Source organism: Bifidobacterium callitrichos, from assembly GCF_008698085.1.
Lineage (GTDB): Bacteria > Actinomycetota > Actinomycetes > Actinomycetales > Bifidobacteriaceae > Bifidobacterium > Bifidobacterium callitrichos.
Genome location: NZ_RZJP01000005.1, coordinates 15,884 through 33,296 on the forward strand (window position 1 = coordinate 15,884; position 17,413 = coordinate 33,296).

General features: G+C 65.8%; 13 protein-coding genes. 4 read left to right on the forward strand and 9 right to left on the reverse strand.

What is annotated here, in order from left to right; translation table 11 throughout:
* Positions 1 to 5: 5 nt before the first annotated feature.
* Together EMB92_RS10575 and EMB92_RS10580 are read right to left on the reverse strand one after the other, a co-directional pair.
* Complete coding sequence (locus tag EMB92_RS10575) at positions 6 to 725, reverse strand: Crp/Fnr family transcriptional regulator (protein WP_150394857.1); 720 nt, start codon at positions 723 to 725, stop codon at positions 6 to 8.
* Between the two features lie 77 nt (positions 726 to 802).
* Positions 803 to 1,975, reverse strand: a complete 1,173-nt coding sequence (locus EMB92_RS10580) for a lipoate--protein ligase family protein (RefSeq protein WP_449727609.1) — start codon at positions 1,973 to 1,975, stop codon at positions 803 to 805.
* A gap of 350 nt (positions 1,976 to 2,325) precedes the next feature.
* Between EMB92_RS10580 and EMB92_RS10585 the strand changes: the two genes are divergently transcribed.
* Complete coding sequence (locus tag EMB92_RS10585) at positions 2,326 to 3,372, forward strand: 3-isopropylmalate dehydrogenase (RefSeq protein WP_150394859.1); 1,047 nt, start codon at positions 2,326 to 2,328, stop codon at positions 3,370 to 3,372.
* Between the two features lie 435 nt (positions 3,373 to 3,807).
* Here the strand turns inward: EMB92_RS10585 and EMB92_RS10590 are convergent, their stop codons facing one another.
* From EMB92_RS10590 to EMB92_RS10620, 7 genes are all read right to left on the reverse strand, one after another.
* Positions 3,808 to 6,273: a S9 family peptidase gene (locus EMB92_RS10590; protein WP_395952139.1), complete on the reverse strand. Its 2,466-nt coding sequence runs from the start codon at positions 6,271 to 6,273 to the stop codon at positions 3,808 to 3,810.
* 329 nt (positions 6,274 to 6,602) lie between these two features.
* Positions 6,603 to 7,778 (reverse strand): App1 family protein phosphatidate phosphatase, encoded by a 1,176-nt coding sequence (locus EMB92_RS10595; protein ID WP_190973669.1) that lies wholly within the window; start codon positions 7,776 to 7,778, stop codon positions 6,603 to 6,605.
* 92 nt (positions 7,779 to 7,870) lie between these two features.
* Positions 7,871 to 8,278: a glycine cleavage system protein GcvH gene (gcvH, locus tag EMB92_RS10600; RefSeq protein WP_043165097.1), complete on the reverse strand. Its 408-nt coding sequence runs from the start codon at positions 8,276 to 8,278 to the stop codon at positions 7,871 to 7,873.
* Between the two features lie 108 nt (positions 8,279 to 8,386).
* Positions 8,387 to 10,111, reverse strand: coding sequence for a L,D-transpeptidase (locus EMB92_RS10605; protein ID WP_223847707.1), 1,725 nt, complete (start codon positions 10,109 to 10,111; stop codon positions 8,387 to 8,389).
* Positions 10,112 to 10,373: 262 nt separating this feature from the next.
* Positions 10,374 to 11,546: an NAD(+) diphosphatase gene (gene nudC, locus EMB92_RS10610; RefSeq protein ID WP_150394861.1), complete on the reverse strand. Its 1,173-nt coding sequence runs from the start codon at positions 11,544 to 11,546 to the stop codon at positions 10,374 to 10,376.
* A gap of 4 nt (positions 11,547 to 11,550) precedes the next feature.
* Positions 11,551 to 12,405 carry an alpha/beta fold hydrolase gene (locus tag EMB92_RS10615; protein WP_150394862.1) on the reverse strand — a complete coding sequence of 285 codons (855 nt, stop codon included), beginning with the start codon at positions 12,403 to 12,405 and terminating at the stop codon, positions 11,551 to 11,553.
* A 114-nt stretch (positions 12,406 to 12,519) separates the two neighbouring features.
* Positions 12,520 to 13,137, reverse strand: coding sequence for an NUDIX hydrolase family protein (locus EMB92_RS10620; protein WP_190973670.1), 618 nt, complete (start codon positions 13,135 to 13,137; stop codon positions 12,520 to 12,522).
* 175 nt (positions 13,138 to 13,312) lie between these two features.
* Here EMB92_RS10620 and trxA point away from each other — a divergent pair, with 175 nt between their 5' ends.
* The 3 genes from trxA (at position 13,313) to EMB92_RS10635 (ending at position 17,144) form a co-directional block, all read left to right on the forward strand.
* Positions 13,313 to 13,693, forward strand: a complete 381-nt coding sequence (gene trxA, locus EMB92_RS10625) for a thioredoxin (RefSeq protein ID WP_107044217.1) — start codon at positions 13,313 to 13,315, stop codon at positions 13,691 to 13,693.
* Between the two features lie 264 nt (positions 13,694 to 13,957).
* On the forward strand, positions 13,958 to 16,024 hold the full coding sequence (locus EMB92_RS10630; protein ID WP_150394864.1) for an FIVAR domain-containing protein: 2,067 nt from the start codon (positions 13,958 to 13,960) through the stop codon (positions 16,022 to 16,024).
* Between the two features lie 118 nt (positions 16,025 to 16,142).
* Positions 16,143 to 17,144 (forward strand): resuscitation-promoting factor, encoded by a 1,002-nt coding sequence (locus tag EMB92_RS10635; RefSeq protein ID WP_150394865.1) that lies wholly within the window; start codon positions 16,143 to 16,145, stop codon positions 17,142 to 17,144.
* Positions 17,145 to 17,413 lie beyond the last annotated feature (269 nt).

A 17,413-nucleotide genomic window follows, 5' to 3' on the forward strand; every position in this document is an offset into this window, starting at 1 on the left:
CGCGGCTATCGGCGCGATCGTCTGATGAGCATGCCGGGCTGGTAGATGATGATGGAGCGGCCCTCGCGTGCGATCCACCCGCGGTTGGCGAAGTCCATGAGCGCCTTGTTCACGGTCTCGCGCGAGGAGCCGACCAGCTGGGCCATCTCCTCCTGCGTCAGATCGTGCGGCACCTTGAGTCCCTCCTCGACCGGTTCGCCGAAGCGCGCGCCGAGATTGATCAGGGTCTTCGCAAGCCGCGCGGGCACGTCCATGAACACCAGATCGGAGATGTGCTCGTTGTTCGTGCGCATGCGGCTGGCCATCACCTGCAGCATGTCGATGGCCACGCGCGGATGCTGGTCGAGCCAGTGGAACAGCGCGTCATGCTCCAGCCACACCACGCGCGTGCCGTGGCACATCGCGAGCGCGGACGCGGTGCGGGGGCCGCCGTTCGGGTCGAACACCGGGATCTCGCCCAGCACCTCGCCGGGAGCGTGGATGGACAACAGCTGGATGCGATGATCGCTCGATTCGCGGATGAGCTTGACGCGTCCATGCTCCAGCAGATACATGCGATGGTCGGTGCCGCCCTGTTCGAAGATCGCGTCGCCCTTGTCGTAGACGGCCTGATTGAGATGCGGGATCAGCTCCTCGGCCTCACCGGGCGAAACCTGCTTGAACAATGCCGTATGCAGCAGGATGTTCTCCTGATCGGGCATCGCATTCGGTTTCTCCGCCACCACGCATCACTCCCTTGTCGGATCTGTCGGACGGGCCTTTACGCAATATGGCTCACACAACACCGGCCGTTCGTTTCGCATTATTGTACCGCACCGCGTAGGGAATCAAGCAGATGGTCGACGATCTCGTCGCGCGTCATGCCGGTCTGGCTCCTGAGCGGATCGACACGTTTGACGGCGGATCGGACCGCCTTGTCGCTCATCTTCTCCGCGCTGGTGTTGAGCACGCGGGCCATCTTCCGCGCGTCGATGTCGTACGCCATCGTCACGTGGTGGAGCACCGCGCCGGGGCCGCGCGACTGGCCCGGCACACCCGACCGGCCCGGCGCACCCGACCGGCTCGATGAACGCGGCACCCCGGGGAATCGGCGCTGCGCGGCACCGCCGATCTTGCCGTGGGACGAGGCGATGTCGTTGAGCCCGGCGAACCGGACGTCGAGACCGAGGCCGGCGAGCGCACGGATCAGCCAGCGGTCGCACAGCCGGTACGATGCGGCCACGTCGATCCCGTCGACGAACCACAGCGGCGCGTACAGGGAGTAGGTGATCGTGTTGCCCGGTTCGATGAACATCGCCCCTCCCCCGGTCGATCGGCGGACCACGGCGATGCCTTCGGCGCGAGCCACGTCCTCGTGCACCTCGTCGGGAATCGACTGGAACCGTCCGACGACCACGCACGGGCCGCTCCACTCCCAGATGCGCAGCGTGGGGCGGCGCGTGCCGTCGGCGACCTCGCGCGCCCATTGCTCGTCGATGCGCATCTGCTCGGCAGGAGAGCGGGGGATGTCGTGGACGAGCGCGAGTTCGGGCAGGAGCCGCGTCCAGCGACGCGCGAATTCGGCGTCCTCCGTGTCCTCATAACCGGGGTCCTCATGACCGGGGTCAGCGGGCTTCTGCGGCATGTCCGATTCCGATCGGACAGGTTGTACCGCACCGGCGTGCGAATGAGCCATCGTCGCTCGGTCTGCCGTCAACCGATCGTTTGACGGCAGACCGTCCGACGGTAGACCGTTCGATTGGACTGCCGTCCGTTCGTCGACCCGTTCACTGGCACGTTCGTCGGCCTGTCCGATCGCGCGCCGGAACGCGGTTGCGATCGCGTCGGCGTCGCAGCCGACGAGACGCGTCTGCGGATGCCTCGCGATCGCGCGTTCGATCGACGCGACGAGCGCCTCCGGTACCTCCGATGCGACCGACTCCCCCGCAACCGACTCCAGTGACTCCTCTATGTCGGCGATCAGCGCGTCGGCCATCGCGTCGGTCGGCGCGTCGACGAAGAAGTCCCCGTCGATGTGTACATCGACGACCTTCATACTTGGCCCCCAGTCGGCTCCGCCGACAGCCCGACCGCAATTATGGACGCGCTGCGCGCGCATTGTTCCGGCTCGCCTGTCGGCTCGCACGTTGTCTAAAACAGCTTCGCTGTTTCCTCTCGACAACGTCCCGTCAGAGGGGGCCAGAACACTGCGTATGGTGACGGCGACCAGTTTGCCGCCCGGTACCTTATATTCCCCTCGCATGAGGCCCATCATAGTTGTTCAGGATGTCCATAGGCCGAACACCATCCGTGGACGCCCACGGCGCGCGGGTAACGTTCAGTCACATGACTGATAACACCGCAACGAAGAAGTACAAAATCGCCGTCATTCCCGGCGATGGCATCGGCAAGGAAGTAACCCCGTGGGCCCAGAAGGCCCTCGAGAAGGCCGCGCAGGGCGTGGCCGAATTCGAGTACGAGCACTTCGATCTGGGTGCCGAACGCTACCTGAAGGACGGGGCGATCCTGCCCGAGGAGGAAGAGGAGCGCATCAAGGCCAACGACGCGATCCTGCTGGGCGCCGTCGGCGACCCGCGCATCAAGGCCGGCATCCTCGAACGCGGCCTGCTCCTGAAGCTGCGCTTCGACCTCGACCAGTTCGTCAACCTGCGTCCGTCGAAGCTGTACAAGGGCGTCACCTCCCCGCTCGCCAACCCCGGCGACATCGACTTCGTCGTCGTGCGTGAGGGCACCGAGGGTCTGTACTGCGGTGCCGGCGGGGCCGTCCGCCGCGACACCCCGAACGAGGTGGCCACCGAGGTGTCCATCAACACCGCGTACGGCGTGGAGCGCGTCGTGCGCTACGCGTTCAAGCTCGCCATGAAGCGCCGCAAGCACATCACGCTCGTGCACAAGAAGAACGTGCTCGTCAACGCGGGCGATATGTGGCAGCGCATCGTCGACAAGGTCGGCGAGGAGTATCCGGAGGTCACGCACGACTACCAGCACGTCGACGCGGCGACCATCTTCCTAGTCTCCAACCCCTCGCGCTTCGATGTGATCCTGACCGACAACCTCTTCGGCGATATCCTCACCGACGAGGCCGGCGCGGTCGTCGGCGGCGTGGGCTACTCCGCGTCCGGCTGCATCAACGCGACCGACAAGTACCCGTCCATGTTCGAGCCGATCCACGGCTCCGCCCCGGACATCGCCGGTCAAAACAAGGCCAACCCGACCGCCGCGATCCTCTCCGCCGCGATGCTGCTCGAGCATCTCGGCTTCGACGATGCGGCGAAGAAGATCCACACGGCCGTCGAGGCGGACATCGAGGAGCTCGGCTCCACCGTCCGCTCCACCGATCAGGTCGGCGAGGACATCCTCAAGCGCATCTGACCCTGTGTGGGACGGTTGGAGGGACCATCCCACCACCGGGGGACCATCCCAACCATCCACTAGGCCCGGTCACACGTCCTAAACGTACGTTTGACCGGGCCTTTTTCACATCCGTCCGATCAAACGTACGCTGGTCAGAGGCAAGTGTACGTTTCCCCGGACATCCCCCGGGAATACCAGAACGAACGTACGCTGGGCAGCAGCTGGCGTACGTTCGTCCGGATGGGCCACAGGAATACCCGGGGAAACGTACGGAAGTTTCCCGGACGGGAACGGGTGTCCGGGGTTCCAGAGTTCCGGGGTTCCGGGGTTCCAGAGTTCCGGGGTTCCGGAGTCCCGGAGTTCCGGAGTTCCGGAGTTCCGGAGTTCCGGAGTTCCGGAGTTCCGGAGTTCCGGAGTTCCGGTGTCCGGACGCCCCCGGACACCGGGCACCGGTTACTGGCCGAGACCCATGACGTCCAGGCACCAGGCGTTTTCGTAGGAGACCTGACGCCACTGCTTGTATCGGCCCGAAGTGCCGCCGTGGCCGGCCTCGACCTCGATCTTGGCGATCGCGTCGAATCCGCGCTCCTGCATCGCGGCGAGCCACTTCAGCGGTTCGACGTACAGCACGCGCGTATCGTTCATCGACGTGGTGATGAACACGCGCGGGAACGGCGTGCCCTTCTCCGGCAGGTTCTCGTACGGCGTGTACGACTTCATGTACCGGTACACGTCCTCGTCGTGCAGCGGATCGCCCCACTCGTCCCATTCGGTGACGGTCAACGGCAGCGACGGGTCGAGGATCGACGTCAGCGCGTCGACGAACGGCACGTCCGCCTCGATGCCCGCATACACCTGCGGCGCGATGTTCGCGATCGCGCCCATCAGCAGGCCTCCCGCGGATCCGCCGTTGGCGACGGTCCTGCGCGGATCGGCCAGATGCGCCTTCTGCAGGGCGATCGTCGCGTCGACGAAATCCTCGAACGTGTGCTTCTTGTTCAGCCTGCGACCCTGCTCATACCAGGCGCGGCCCAGCTCGCCGCCGCCGCGCACATGCGGCACCGCGTACAGCACGCCACGGTCAAGCAGGCTCAGTCGCGCCACCGAGAAGCTCGGATCCGAGGAGATCTCGTACGCGCCGTAGCCGGTGATGAACATCGGCGCATCCTGCATGGGGATGTCGCGACGCCACACCAGCGACACGGGGATGCGTTCGCCGTCGCGCGCGGTGATCCACACGCGACGCTCCATGTACTCGCGCGGATCGAATCCGCCGAGCACCGTCGCACGCTTGAGCAGACGATCCTCGCCGGTGATCGGATCGACCTCATGCAGTTCGCCGGGGCGCGTGTAGCTGGTGAACGAGTAGCGCATGCGCGGCGCATCGTACGACGGGTTGCCGCCGGTGCCGATCGAGTAGAGACGGCGCGTCTCGCCGGGCAGATGATCGTCGCTCGCGCCATCCGACGACGACGTGTGGTCGGACGGCGTCTCGTCAGCGGCCCACAGCCGTTCGCCGTGATCGCCGATCAGCTCGCCGGCATCCTGCGCGACGGTGTCCCAGTCATCCTCCAATGACGGCGGCAGCAGCTCGGTGAACCGCCACGGGCGTCCGGCCGCGAAATCCTCGGCCGCAAGACTCTTCGGCATGACCGCCACATGCGGCAGGCCGTCGGCACGGTAGGCCAGCGAGACGAAATGGCGATGAATCGCGATGCCCTCGATGCCAAGGCCGTGCAGTCCCTGCAGGATCGCCGGATTGGCCGGGTTGACGTACGCCTTGGTGATCGGCTGGCGCGAGTTCGGAATCAGGCTATCGCCCTCGTCCTCGCCGGCTGCGACCTCGTCGCCGCGCTCGCAGCCGTACGGCGAGCCCTGCGCGATGCACACGCCCTCGCCGAGCGCGTACGGCGGCTCGTGGTCGCGCATGTCGATCACGTCGATCTCGAAGTTCGGGTTCTTCGCGTTGTGGTAGACGACCGCGAGCGGAACGTCCTCGCCGTGCTCGCCGGCGCCTTCGAAGCATGCGAAGCTCACGTCGTATTCGATGTCTGTCTTGCGCGGGATGAACGGCTGGAATTCGCCTTCGGGGCGATTCGTCGGCAGCATCAGCACCTCGGTGGTGGTCTTCGACCCGGTGCCGATGACGATGTTGCGCTCGTCGAAGCTCAGTCCGACGCCCACCCAGAAACGTTCGTCCTGCTCGCGGTAGACGCACACGTCGGAGTCGACGGGCGTACCGACGCGGTGACGCCACACCGCGCACGGACGCCATGCGTCGTCCAGTTCGACCCAGAACACGTATTCGCCGTCGGGCGTGAAGCACGCGCCGCCGACGCCCTTGAACACCTCGGGCAAGTCGGCTTCGGACGCATGCTCCGGGTCGAGCGCGACCGGCTTGCCCAGATCGCGGATGCGGAAGTCGTAGCGTTCATCGCCCTCGGTGTCGACGCCGTAAAGCATCCAACGGCCGTCGCGGCTCAGATCCATGCCGCCGAGGCGGAAGAAGTCGTGGCCGTCGGATTCGACGTTCGCGTCGAAGATGACATGCTCGTTCTTGAGGCTGCCGGGGGCGCCCATCGGGTCGACCTCGGGCGGAGTCCAGTCATCCTCGCCCTTGACGGGGATGCGGCACTGGACGGCGTACTGCCGACCCTCCTGCGTGCGCGCGAAGTACCAGTAGCCGTTCATGCGCACCGGCACCGACATGTCGGTCTCCTGCACATGCGACTTGAGCTCGTCGAACAGGGTCTCGCGCAGGCCCGCCAGATGGGCGTTGCACGTCTTGCACAGCTCGTTCTGCGCGGCCACGTATTCGCGCGTGCGCGTGGATTCCTTGTCGCGCATCCACTCGTACGGGTCGAGGAACAGATCACCGTGATGCTCGCGGCGCGTATACTCTTTGACGGCCTGCGGCACGAGCGGCGGGATGGTCAGATCCGGGCTCTCCGCCTCGACGACCTCCTTGCGGGCGGCGGTGGCTTCGGCCGCCCACGCCATGTCGCGGATCGATTCCAGCTGCTCGGGCTGCGCCTCGGACTGGTTCGCGGACTGTGCCGTAGGTTCCACAGGGTGTTCCACAGGGGGTTCCACGGATTGCTCGGTGTGCGGCTCCGTTGCCGTAGGGTTGTTCTTCTCGTCAGTCATAATCGCGATTATAAGCCGAATCCCCCGTCAACCACGCGATTACGCCACCTATGACTGCGCTTATGACTACGTCATGACGCCGGACGCGCTACGTCGATGCGCTACGACAGGTGCTCCTTCAGATACGGCAGCATCGTCTTCATAAGGTTCGCGCCGGTGGTTCCGGTGAACACGGGCACGTCGGTGACGGGGGTCGGCTGGGAGGCGGTCATGCCTCCCGCGTTGATGCCGAACGGCATCGCCTCTCGCGGGGTGAGCTGACGGATCGCGATGGCGAGCACGCGCCCCGGATAGCGCTTGACGATCGTCGCGTACGTGCTGGGATCCTTCTGCCCGTCGTCGCCGACGAGGATGAACTTCATATCCGGGAAATCGCCCATCAGCTGTTCGGCGAACTCGAGCTTGTGCTGCGGGCCGGTGGGGATGAACGTCTTGGGACGCGGGTCGAGATCGCGCAGCAGCAGCGGCCCCTCGGGGAAGCCGTGGTTCGTGATGAAGTGACGGATCGCGCCCTCGACGTTCCACGGCGAGGTCGACAGATAGAAGAACGGCGCGTCCGGGAACAGGTCGGCGAGCTTGGTGAACAGTACGCTCATGCCCGGCACCGACGCCTTCTTCTCCGGGTTGAGGAACAGCAGGTTCCACGCGGCCTTCCACAGGATCGGGGCCTGCGTGATCATGATCGTGTCGTCGACGTCGGAGATGATGCCGACCTTCGCGTCCTTGGGGATCGTGAACAGGTTCGCGGTGACCGGCCTGCGGCCTTTGACACGGTAGGAGACCGTGTGCACGCCGGAGGCTAGCTTGTGTTCGGCGACCAGATCGAGGTATCCGGACGTGTCGGACAGCGCGTATTCGCTGTCGACCTCCGGCCGCGCGTCGAGCGCGTCGTAGCGTTCGGAGGCGCCCACCTGCACGGTTTCGAGGGGGACGTCGTCGATGCTGATCCTGACCTGCGTGTGCGGCGAGGGAATCGCGAGCATGCCCTTGAATCCGCGCATGGCGAGACCGGACTGGCTGTGCGCGCCCGCGTACACGGTGCGGCAGATCAGTCGCGAGTAGTCGTTGGTGCCGTATCCGACGTACGGATCGACGCGGGGGAACCAGTCGAGGTCGTGTGCGGCCTTCGTCGCCGCCTTCACCCACACGCTGAACACGCGGGTGATGACGCGGCGCACGATGCGTTCGTAGAGCGGCTGTATCTCGATGCGCTCGCGCCTGGAGGCGGCGTCGAACGTGGTGACGACATGCCGGGCCGGAATCGGCACCGTGGGCATGTCGTCGGCCGGGATCTGGCCATTGTGGTCATTGTGGCCGTTGTGGTCATGCTGGCCGTGCTGAACGTCGCGCGACCGGCTCCCCTCGCCGCTCATCGGATGACCTTCAGGTATTCCTCGGCGGTGAGCAGTTCGGGTTCGTCGTCCTCGAGCTCGATCTTGAGGATCCAGCCCTCGCCGTACGGGTCGGAGTTGATCACGCTCGGATCGTCGGACACGGCCTGATTGACGTAGCGGATCGTGCCTGCGACCGGGGCGATGAGCGGTTCAACGGCCTTGGAGGATTCCAGTTCGAGGATCTCGTCGCCGGCCTCGACGCGCGTGCCGGGTTCGGGCAGGTCGACGTAGACGAGCTCGCCGAGCTTCTCGGCGGCGTAATCGGTGATGCCGAGCGGAGCGGGTTCGAGCGTCGTGTCGATCCACACGTGGTCGTCGGAGTATTCGAGGTGCTCGGGCACGTCGAGGTTCAGCGGCTGTTCGTCATCCAGTTCATCGTTCATGGCTACAAGGGTAGCAAGCTCATGTGAAAAACGGCATGCACAAGGCCCGGCTGCTCGCGCATCGGGCGGGCGGCCGGGCCTATAAAGGGGTGCGAAGGGGGTGTGTGATCAGCGGGTCGGGGCGGACGGCTGGGAGCCGACCACCTGGACGATCGTGCCGTCGGGGATGTTGGTGTAGATCCAGTTGGCATCCTCGTCGTACATGTTCACGCAGCCGTGGGATCCGTGGTTGACAGGGTCTCCCGAGGCGATCGCGTTGTAGTTCCACGGAGCGGAGTGGAAGCCCTCGCCGCCGTTGAAGTACGTGACCCAGCGCACGTTCGGCGTGACGTAGTCCTCGCCGCGCATCGTCTGCGTCTTGTACTTCAGATACACGTAGAAGGTGCCGTTGTCGGTCTGCGTGGAGCCCTTGCCGGTGACGACGTTGAAGGTCTTGATGACCGCGCCGTTCTGGTAGACGGTGGCGGTCTGGGAGCTCTTGTCGACGACGATGCGGTATTCGCTCTTCTTCTGCTTGGTGTCGTACTTGGTCACGTCCGCGGCGACCTGCACGGTGCCGCCCTGACCCTGTTCGAGGCTGGAGGCGACCTCGGCGGCCGCGGCGTCGGTGTCCTTGATGGCCACGCCGTTGACGCCCTTGGTCTGGGCCTTGATGACGACCGTGCCGTTACCGTCGACGATGTCGACCTGGGAGACCATCTTCTGGTTGAGCTCCTCGGGCAGCTGGGCCGCGAGGTACTGCTTGATCGCCTCGGTGTCGTAGGAGAGCGTGATGCTGCCCTTCGACGGCTCGCCGGTAGGCTTGATCCACTTGGCAACCTCGGCCGCCGGCAGCGTGAACTCCTTCGCGTCGCCGTTGGTCATGACGATCGGGCTGGTCAGGCGCTGGTTGGCCTGATCGGCGGCCTGCTGGGCCGTGGCGAGCGTGATCGGCGTGTCGACGGTCTTGTCGGCGACGCTCACCGTGGCGGCGGTGCCTGGTTCGGCGATCGCCTGCTTGACGGCGGCGACCACCTTCGTGTCGTCGGGCGTGGAGCCGGAACGGCCCTCGGTGGCGACGAAGGCCTTGGATTCGGCGTTGTACGCGATGGACGACGGCACGGCGCGGCCGGATTCGTCGATGAGCTTGCTTGACAGGTAGTCGTTGAGCGTGAAGTCGTTGGTGGTGGCCGTCAGCGGCACGTTCACGCGGCTGAACGGGTTGACGCGCACGAGGTCCTCGAGAAGGTTCGAGGAGGACTTGGCGCCCAGCAGGCTGTCGACGGTCTTGTCGACGTCGACGCTCACGCCGAGATCCTTGAGCGCGGCGGTGACCGAGCCGCCGCTGGTCGTGTCCTTCACGGTGATCGCGGAGTCGTTGACGGCCGCGTTGACCGTGTCGGTCAGTTCGTCACGGGTCTGTCCGACGACGCTGGTCGCGCCGAATCGCACGCCCGGGGCGACGCGATCGGAGAAGTACCAGCGCGCGGTGAAGAACGCGCCGACGAGCGCGGCGAGCAGCACGCCCACGATGACGAGCGTGATGATCAGGCCCTTGTGGGACGACTTGGCCTTGACGGCGATGGCATCGGCGGGGATATCCGTGATGCCGGAGACGCCGGTCGGAACCGAGGAGGCAGCGGGCACCGCCCCGGCGGCGGATGCCTGCGCGTGACCCGCGACCTGATGGCGGCTGGCGTACGATGCGCCGCCGTTCGCTCCACCGGCGACTCCGGGCATCGGCACCGCGGCGGCCGCGATCGGGGCCATTCGCTGCGTGGACTCGAAGTCGCCACGCATGGCGCCGTACTCCGGCTGCCAGTTCGACATGCGTTGCGTCTGCTCGTCAGTCATTCCCGATTCCTTACACTACTTGGTTGACGTGGTTCGTCTTTCGTTCCGCGGTTCGCCGCCGGCACCAGGCCGGCGTATGCGGAACTGAACCCGACTCTACATCAACCGCATCCCAGAGAGGGATGCCAATCCTGTGAAATACCGCGCAAACGGCGGATTTTCACCGAACGGAAACATCCCTGTGACATAGCTCACTATGAAATATCTGTTTCTGAGATGTCTATTCGTGGGATCTCGTGGGATCTTGAGGGATCTCGTGGGATCACAGCTCGTGGCCGAGCCACTCCTCGATCATGTACCGTGCGATCGTTGCCTTGCCCGGCGCGCTCATGCGCCCCGAGATGATCGCCGCCATGTACTCGTCGGGGGTCACCCACCGCGCCTCCACGGTTTCGACGTTGTCCACGTGGACGTCGGTGGTCAGCGCATGCGCCTTGAACGCCATCATCAGGGATGCGGGGTACGGCCACGGCTGGGAGCCGAGGTACTTGACCTCGCCGAGCGTGATGCCGACCTCCTCCATCGCCTCGCGACGGACCGCATGCTCGAGGTTCTCGCCGGCCTCGACGAATCCGGCCGACACCGAGTACAACGTCGGGTTCTTCCACGCGGCGTTGTGCTGCATGAGCGCACGACCGGCCGAATCGACGATGATCGTGATCACCGCTGGTTCGACGCGCGGGAACAGCAGACGGCGGCCGTCCGACTCGTTCGTGCAGCGCTGCGCCCAGCCGCCGTTGGCGGCTTCGACGGGCGCGCCGCAGGTCGGGCAGTGACGCTGGCGGTTGTGCCAAATGCTCAGGGAGATGGCCGTGGTGGCCTGACCGGCCTCGCGTGCGGAGGCGTGGGGTGCGAAACCGCGCAGATCCACCCAGTCGAAGCGGTCGAGGGCCTGCTCGAGCAGGCTCTTTCGGGCGGTCGCGCCCGACACGCCAGAGGCCGGCGTCTCGTCGAACGCCGCGTCGGCGCCCTGCGAGCTGTGGCTCACGCCGGCCACGCCGGCCGCTCGTCCGGCGCCACCGACACTGCCTCGGGACGAGCCGTTGGTGCCGTCGTCGACGCCGAACTGGGCCGGACGCGCGGTCACGCGGGTGATGTCGACGGCCACGACGTGCTCGTCGCGACGACCGCCGTAGCTGCCGAGGAACATCGCCACGGCCTCGGGGTTCGCCTTGAGCTCGTCCGCCATGTAGGCGCCCGGCAGGGTGGCGAGACGCAGTTTGACGTTCTCGTAGTCGACGAGCTCGCCCTGCCCGCGCGGCACGGCGATCAGGCCGTTGCGGGTCAGGATCACCTTCGTGGCCGGTTCGGTCAGGGTCGCGTCGATGAGGTCCGGTTCGCCTCGGCGTTCGGTCTGGTAGTCGATATCGCCCTGCGCGAGCGGCAGGAACGGCAGCGCCTGCGTCAGCGCCAGCGGGCTGAAGGAGATGCCCATGGTCTCACGCCCTCTCCTCGTTCGCACGCCTGACCAGGTCGACCAGTGCGCGGGCGACCGTGTCCGGATGCTCGACCGCGCTGAAGTGGCCGCAGTCGGGAATCGGCGTGAAGACCGCGTTGGCACCGATGCGTTCGGCAAGCGGGCCCATCACGCTCGGATTGCTGGTCGGGTCGAGCTCGCCCGAGACGACCGCGACCGGCACGTCCATCGTCTCCGGCACGCCCGCAAGCTCGGTGCGGCCGTAGGTCATGCGCTGGCGCCAGGCCAGACCGGCCGGATTCTGGTCGTTGATCCACGCGGTCATCTGGTCGATGAACGGCTGGCTCTTCTTGACGGTCGAATCGCCCTCGGCGGGCTTGGCGAAGTGCATCACCGGTTCGACGCTGTTCGTCGCCTCGCAGGCGTCGGAGGTCTTCAGGCGCGGCTCGCCGCCGATGCCGTCGGACGAGGCCATCGTGTCGCACAGGGCGATCGCGGCGACCGCCTCGGGGTGCAGGCGGTACAGGTCGGTGACCAGATAGCCGCCCATCGACAGGCCGGCCCACACCGCCCTGTCGTGGCCGGCGGCGCGGATCAGATCGACGTATGATTCGGCCATGCGGTCGAGCGCGTCCGGATACGAGCCGTTCTCGGCGCGGCGGCCGGACTCCTTGTCACTCGGCGCGGGCGATTCGCCGGAGCCCGGCATGTCCGGAGCCCAGATCGGGAAGGGTTCAAAGCCCTGTTCGTCGGCGAGCGCGGCGATGCGCTTCGCGCATTCGATCCACATGCGTCCGTCGACCGGGTAGGCGTTGACGAGCACGAGCGGCGTTCCCTCGCCCTCGCGCAGAATGCGGTTGTGAATGGTCAAGGTCATGGTCACGCCTCCGGTGTGTGGTTCGTATCGGTCATATTGGTCATCGTTGCCATATTGGTCATCATTGTCATCTCGGGCAAGCTATCTCGGGATGATTTATCCTGCTTATCGGCCTCATATGGAGGCCCATTCCATGGCCTTGCGGACGATGCGGTCGTGGCCGTTGGTCATCTGGGCGAGGAACTTGTCGAGCATTTCGGAATGGGGGTTCACCCATTCGACGTCGAGCGTCTCGTCCTGCGGACGGCAGTCGCCCGCGATCGGCACGACGTAGCACAGCGCGATCGCATGCTGGCGCGGATCGAAGTATTCGGACAGGCCCGGGGTCGGGAAGAACTCGGCCACCGTGAACGGCTGCAGGTTGAGCGGCAGCATCGGCAGGGCGATATCGCCCAGATCCTTGGCGACGTTGCGGGCGATCGCCTCGCGCAGCGTCTCGTGGAAGAGCACACGCCCGGAGATCAGCGCGCGTTCCACCGAGCCGTCCTCGGTGACGCGCAGCAGGGAACCGACCTGCGCGACGCGTCCGAACTCGTCGATGCGCACCGGCACGATCTCCACGTAGGCGATGGGCATCTGGCTGCGGGCGCGGTTGATGTCCGCGGGGTCGAGCCATCCGGGCGGGTTGCCGTGGCCGGAGCCGCGGATGAAATCCTCCGGGGTCACATGGTCAAATTCGCCGCGCTGACGGTCGGCGTCGAAGTCGCCCTCATCGGGCACCTCATCATTCATCACTGGCATGCGTCCCATTATCGCGCGTGCGCATGAGAACCGCGGCAGCGAAATCATCTATGGGCGCAAGTCCTTGCCTTTGTTGCCACATGCTGGTTTGCTGGTGGGTAAGAGTACCCACCCTTACGCTTGTTAGCGCATCATCAGTTAGTTACTGCTATTAAAGGAGCTTCACATGGCGACCACCACCCTCACCTCCGCCGAGTTCGAGAAGACCATCAACGACAACGAGATCGTGTTCGTCGATTTCTGGGCCACCTGGTGCGGCCCGTGCAAGGCGTTCGGCCCGATCTTCGAGGCCGCGAGCGAGCAGGCGGACAACAAGGACATCGTGTTCGCGAAGGTCGATATCGATCAGAACCAGGATCTCGCCGCCGCCGCGGGCATCCAGGCGGTGCCGACGCTGATGATCGCCAAGCAGGGCCAGATCATCTTCCAGCAGGCGGGCGCCCTGCGCGCCGAGGATCTCGACGATCTGATCGAGCAGGCCAAGAAGCTGGATCTCGCCGCCGCCCAGGGCGCTCAGGAGAACGCTCAGGAGAATCAGGCCGCCTGATTGGCGCGCTTTGGTGAACGCCGGCCATCGGATTCCCCGCTGCCGGCGCCTTCCGCCGCCGGGCTCCATCGCCGTTTCCATGCACACCCATCGACCTGCGGACGTCCCGCCCGCATCCGTCGATGGGTGTTCTCGTCTGTATGTCATGGCTGTAGTCATGGTCCATATGGCCTATGGGGGCGGGCGATTCGCGGCGGGCGATGACAGTCCTATGGACATCGGACTATGATGAAACGCAATGCATCGTAGGGGGTATTGGAGAGTATGACGAATCCGAAGAACACCGGGCATCGGGCCGGCAGGTCGACCAATGGCAAGGGCGATGAGAACGCGAACGGGGCGGCGGTCCCCACGAATATCCCGTCCGGGTTCCCGAACCCCGATGACAAGCCGCATCTCGACAGCGGGCTCGATACGAACAACGTGCGATTCAACGACAATTCGCTGCTCAACCCGCAGCGCGACGACGACTGGGACATCCCCGCACTGTCGTTCCCGAACATCGACGAGCACGGCGGCGTCCCCTCGCCCGAGGAAATGAAGCAAAACCTGACCTTCCCGTCCGTGCCGTCCGCCGGCGTGCCTGCGGACGCGCCGACCGAGGCCATGCCTCCCGCCGTCACGCCGGCCACGGTCGTCACCCCGCCCGTGACACCCACGGCGGACGCCACGGCGACGGTGGCGGACATCCCGCCGATGCCTCCCACCCGTTCGACCGGTTCGCGCACGGCGCGAACGACGGGCGCGCCGGCGGCCACCTCGACCGCCATCCCGACGGATGCCCCGGGTGGCCTGCAGGGCGCACCCGCCGTCTCGGTCGCGCCGGCATCAGCCGCAGCGACGCCCGCTTCGGCACTCCCCTCCTCGACGAATCCGGCCCCCGTCTTCCCGTCCGACTCCGGGTCGGAGACCACCGTGCTGCCGCCGCTCAACATCAACGTGCCCGTTCCGGGACGCGCCGGCGCCACGGACAAGCCGAGCCCGGTGATCGCACCCGGCGCGGTCAATCTGGGCAAGGTCGCGGGCGGCGAGAATCAGACGCTCCAGAACCTCGAGGACGTGTCGGACGAGCCGACCGAGGCCGAGGAGGCCGACGAACTGTACGGCGCCGAGGCGGATCGGAACGATTCGGCTCGCTCGGCCGCCGGCGACTCCGGTCTGTCCGGCTCCGGCATCGCCGGCGGATCCGACGGCAACGGTCGCGGTCGGGGCGACAATGGTGATGGCGACGCACGTCACGGCGATCACAGCAGCAACGACGGCACGCGCGCGGTCGATCGCAAGCCGATCATCATCGGCGTCGTGGTCGCGGCGCTCGTCGCGGCGGCGGTCGGCGGCGTGTTCGCCTTCCAGCGTCATCAGAGCCAGACCGCGCTCGACACGGCGCTCTCCAACTGCGAGGCCGCCGCAAGCGACGTGAGCAAGGCGAACGACTCGCTCGCCGAAGCGCTCAAGAAAGCCGACGAGGCCAGCAAGCTCACCGTCGATCAGGTGTCCGACGCCACCACGATCAGCAAGCTCAAGACCGCCGTGTCCGACGCGAGCAGCGCGGGCAAGGCCGTCGCGTGCGACGCGAGCCTGTCGACGGCCGAGCTCACCAGTCGCACCGAGGAGAACTCGAAGCTGGCGAGCACGCTGAACGGCCACATCAAGACGGTCGATTCCGCACTCAAGGCGGTGACCGACAGCCAGGACGACAAGAACGACGCCGACGTCAAGACGGCGAAGGACAACCTGCAGAAGGCCGTGACCGACGCGCAGACGCTGATGACGAACAGCGAGGGCGCGGTGGCGGACGACTCCACCCGTCAGACCCTGCAGTCGGCCATCGACGCGGCGAACAAGCTCATCGGCGACTCCGACCCGAAGCTCGAGGATCTGCAGAACGCCCTGAAGGCGCTGCAGGACGCGACCAACGCGGTCAACGACTCGATGAGTTCGTACTCGAGCAGCCGCAGCTATTCCAACAACTCCAACTCGGACACCAGCAACTCCAACGGCACCAACGGGTCGTACACCAATAACCGGTACAACAACCGCTACAACGGCAGCACGGGATCCACCACCAGGCCGAACACGTCCGGCTCCGGCAGCGGTTCCGGAACCGGCACCGGCACCGGCTCGACCGGAACCGGCTCTGGTTCCGGCAGCAACGGTTCGGGTTCGACCGGAACCGGATCGGGATCCGGCTCCGGCAACAACGGCGGTTCGGAATCCGGCGGTACGGGCAACGGCGGTTCGGAATCCGGCGGCGAGTCCGGCGGTACCGGCAACGGCGGAGAAACCGGCGGTTCCGGCTCCGGCTCGGGCGGCAACGGCACTGCCGAATAGTTCTTCTTCTTCCCTGTGAGGTAGGATGGTCGGCAGTATGAAAGGACCGGCAACGTCACGGCAATGCTGAGCGCCGGTCGTGAGATGTGCCAGAGCTTATCCAAGGCTAAGGAGCGAAATGGCGAATCATCGCAGGAAAACGCCGACTCTGAAATCATTGAGCAAACGCCAGTGGATCCGCATCATCGCCGTGGTCGCGGCTATCGCGATGCTGGCTGGAGCGGCGGTGGTTTCGCGCAACTTCTATCAGCAGTCGCAGCAGACCACGCCGGTCACCGCCTTCTCGGCCACCGATTCCGGCACGGCCGCCGCATCCCGTGGCGGCGCACGTGGATCGCTCGGTGAGGACACCTCGTACGTGACCGTCAAGATCAACGGCAAGTCACGTACCGTGCTCGGCACGGACTTCACCGACGTCAAGTCCGTCCTCGAACAGGGCGACATCGTGCTCGATCCGAGCGATCAGGTCTCTCCCTCGCTGACCACGAAGGTCACCGAGTCGACCGTCATCACCATCGAACGCGCCGGTGCGACCCTGGACACCAGCGACACTGACATCCCCTTCAACACCGTGAAGAAGGAGACGAGCGCACTGCCCAAGGGTACCGAGAAGGTACAGCAGGAAGGCAAGGTCGGCACGATGGAGACCACGAGCCTCGTCACCCGCGCGGGCGGCAAGATCGTCGAATCCAACGTGTTCGCCTCGTGGGTGAAGACCGCTCCGACCGACAAGATCGTGCTCGTCGGCACCGGTTCCACCTCGTCCTCGTCGTCCTCGACCGCATCCTCGTCCAGCTCGCTCGGCACCACCGTGCCGGCCTCCGAAATGCAGAGCTGGGCACATGACTATCTGATCGCCAACGGCTACACGGAGAACGACTTCACCGCCGCCGTCTACATCATCAACCACGAATCCGGTTGGAACCCGCGCGCCACGAACCCGTCGTCCGGCGCGTACGGCCTGCCGCAGGCGTTGCCCGGCTCCAAGATGGCCTCCGCAGGCGCGGACTGGGCCACCAACTACCAGACCCAGTTCAAGTGGTTCGTCGGCTACTGCAACTCCCGCTACGGCGGCATCACCGGCGCCTACAACCACTGGCTCAGCGCCCGCAGCTACTGAGCTGTTTTGTGTAGTGTAGCGATCGGGCCGACCCGGTACTTACCCGGTCGGCCCGATGGCTACCAGGGCCCAGTACTTACCCGGTCGGCCCGGGAGGCTACGGGGCCCGATGGCTACCAGGGCCCGGCTACCGCTCAGTAGTTTCCGACCGACCTGTCGCTCCAGCACAACATAAGCGATAGATCCTACGCCCTCTCTACCTCTCTACCTCTCTACCTCTCTACCTCTCTACCTCTCTACCTCTCTACCTCTCTACCTCTCTACCTCTA

Bases quoted from the DNA above. Each gene is read 5' to 3' on its own strand.
- EMB92_RS10580 (WP_449727609.1), bottom strand. From the start codon at position 1,975: ATGGCCGACGCGCTGATCGCCGACATAGAGGAGTCACTGGAGTCGGTT.
- EMB92_RS10585 (WP_150394859.1), top strand. From the start codon at position 2,326: ATGACTGATAACACCGCAACGAAGAAGTACAAAATCGCCGTCATTCCC.
- EMB92_RS10595 (WP_190973669.1), bottom strand. From the start codon at position 7,778: ATGCCCACGGTGCCGATTCCGGCCCGGCATGTCGTCACCACGTTCGAC.
- gcvH (WP_043165097.1), bottom strand. From the start codon at position 8,278: ATGAACGATGAACTGGATGACGAACAGCCGCTGAACCTCGACGTGCCC.
- EMB92_RS10605 (WP_223847707.1), bottom strand. From the start codon at position 10,111: ATGACTGACGAGCAGACGCAACGCATGTCGAACTGGCAGCCGGAGTAC.
- nudC (WP_150394861.1), bottom strand. From the start codon at position 11,546: ATGGGCATCTCCTTCAGCCCGCTGGCGCTGACGCAGGCGCTGCCGTTC.
- EMB92_RS10615 (WP_150394862.1), bottom strand. From the start codon at position 12,405: ATGACCTTGACCATTCACAACCGCATTCTGCGCGAGGGCGAGGGAACG.
- EMB92_RS10620 (WP_190973670.1), bottom strand. From the start codon at position 13,137: ATGAATGATGAGGTGCCCGATGAGGGCGACTTCGACGCCGACCGTCAG.
- trxA (WP_107044217.1), top strand. From the start codon at position 13,313: ATGGCGACCACCACCCTCACCTCCGCCGAGTTCGAGAAGACCATCAAC.
- EMB92_RS10630 (WP_150394864.1), top strand. From the start codon at position 13,958: ATGACGAATCCGAAGAACACCGGGCATCGGGCCGGCAGGTCGACCAAT.
- EMB92_RS10635 (WP_150394865.1), top strand. From the start codon at position 16,143: ATGGCGAATCATCGCAGGAAAACGCCGACTCTGAAATCATTGAGCAAA.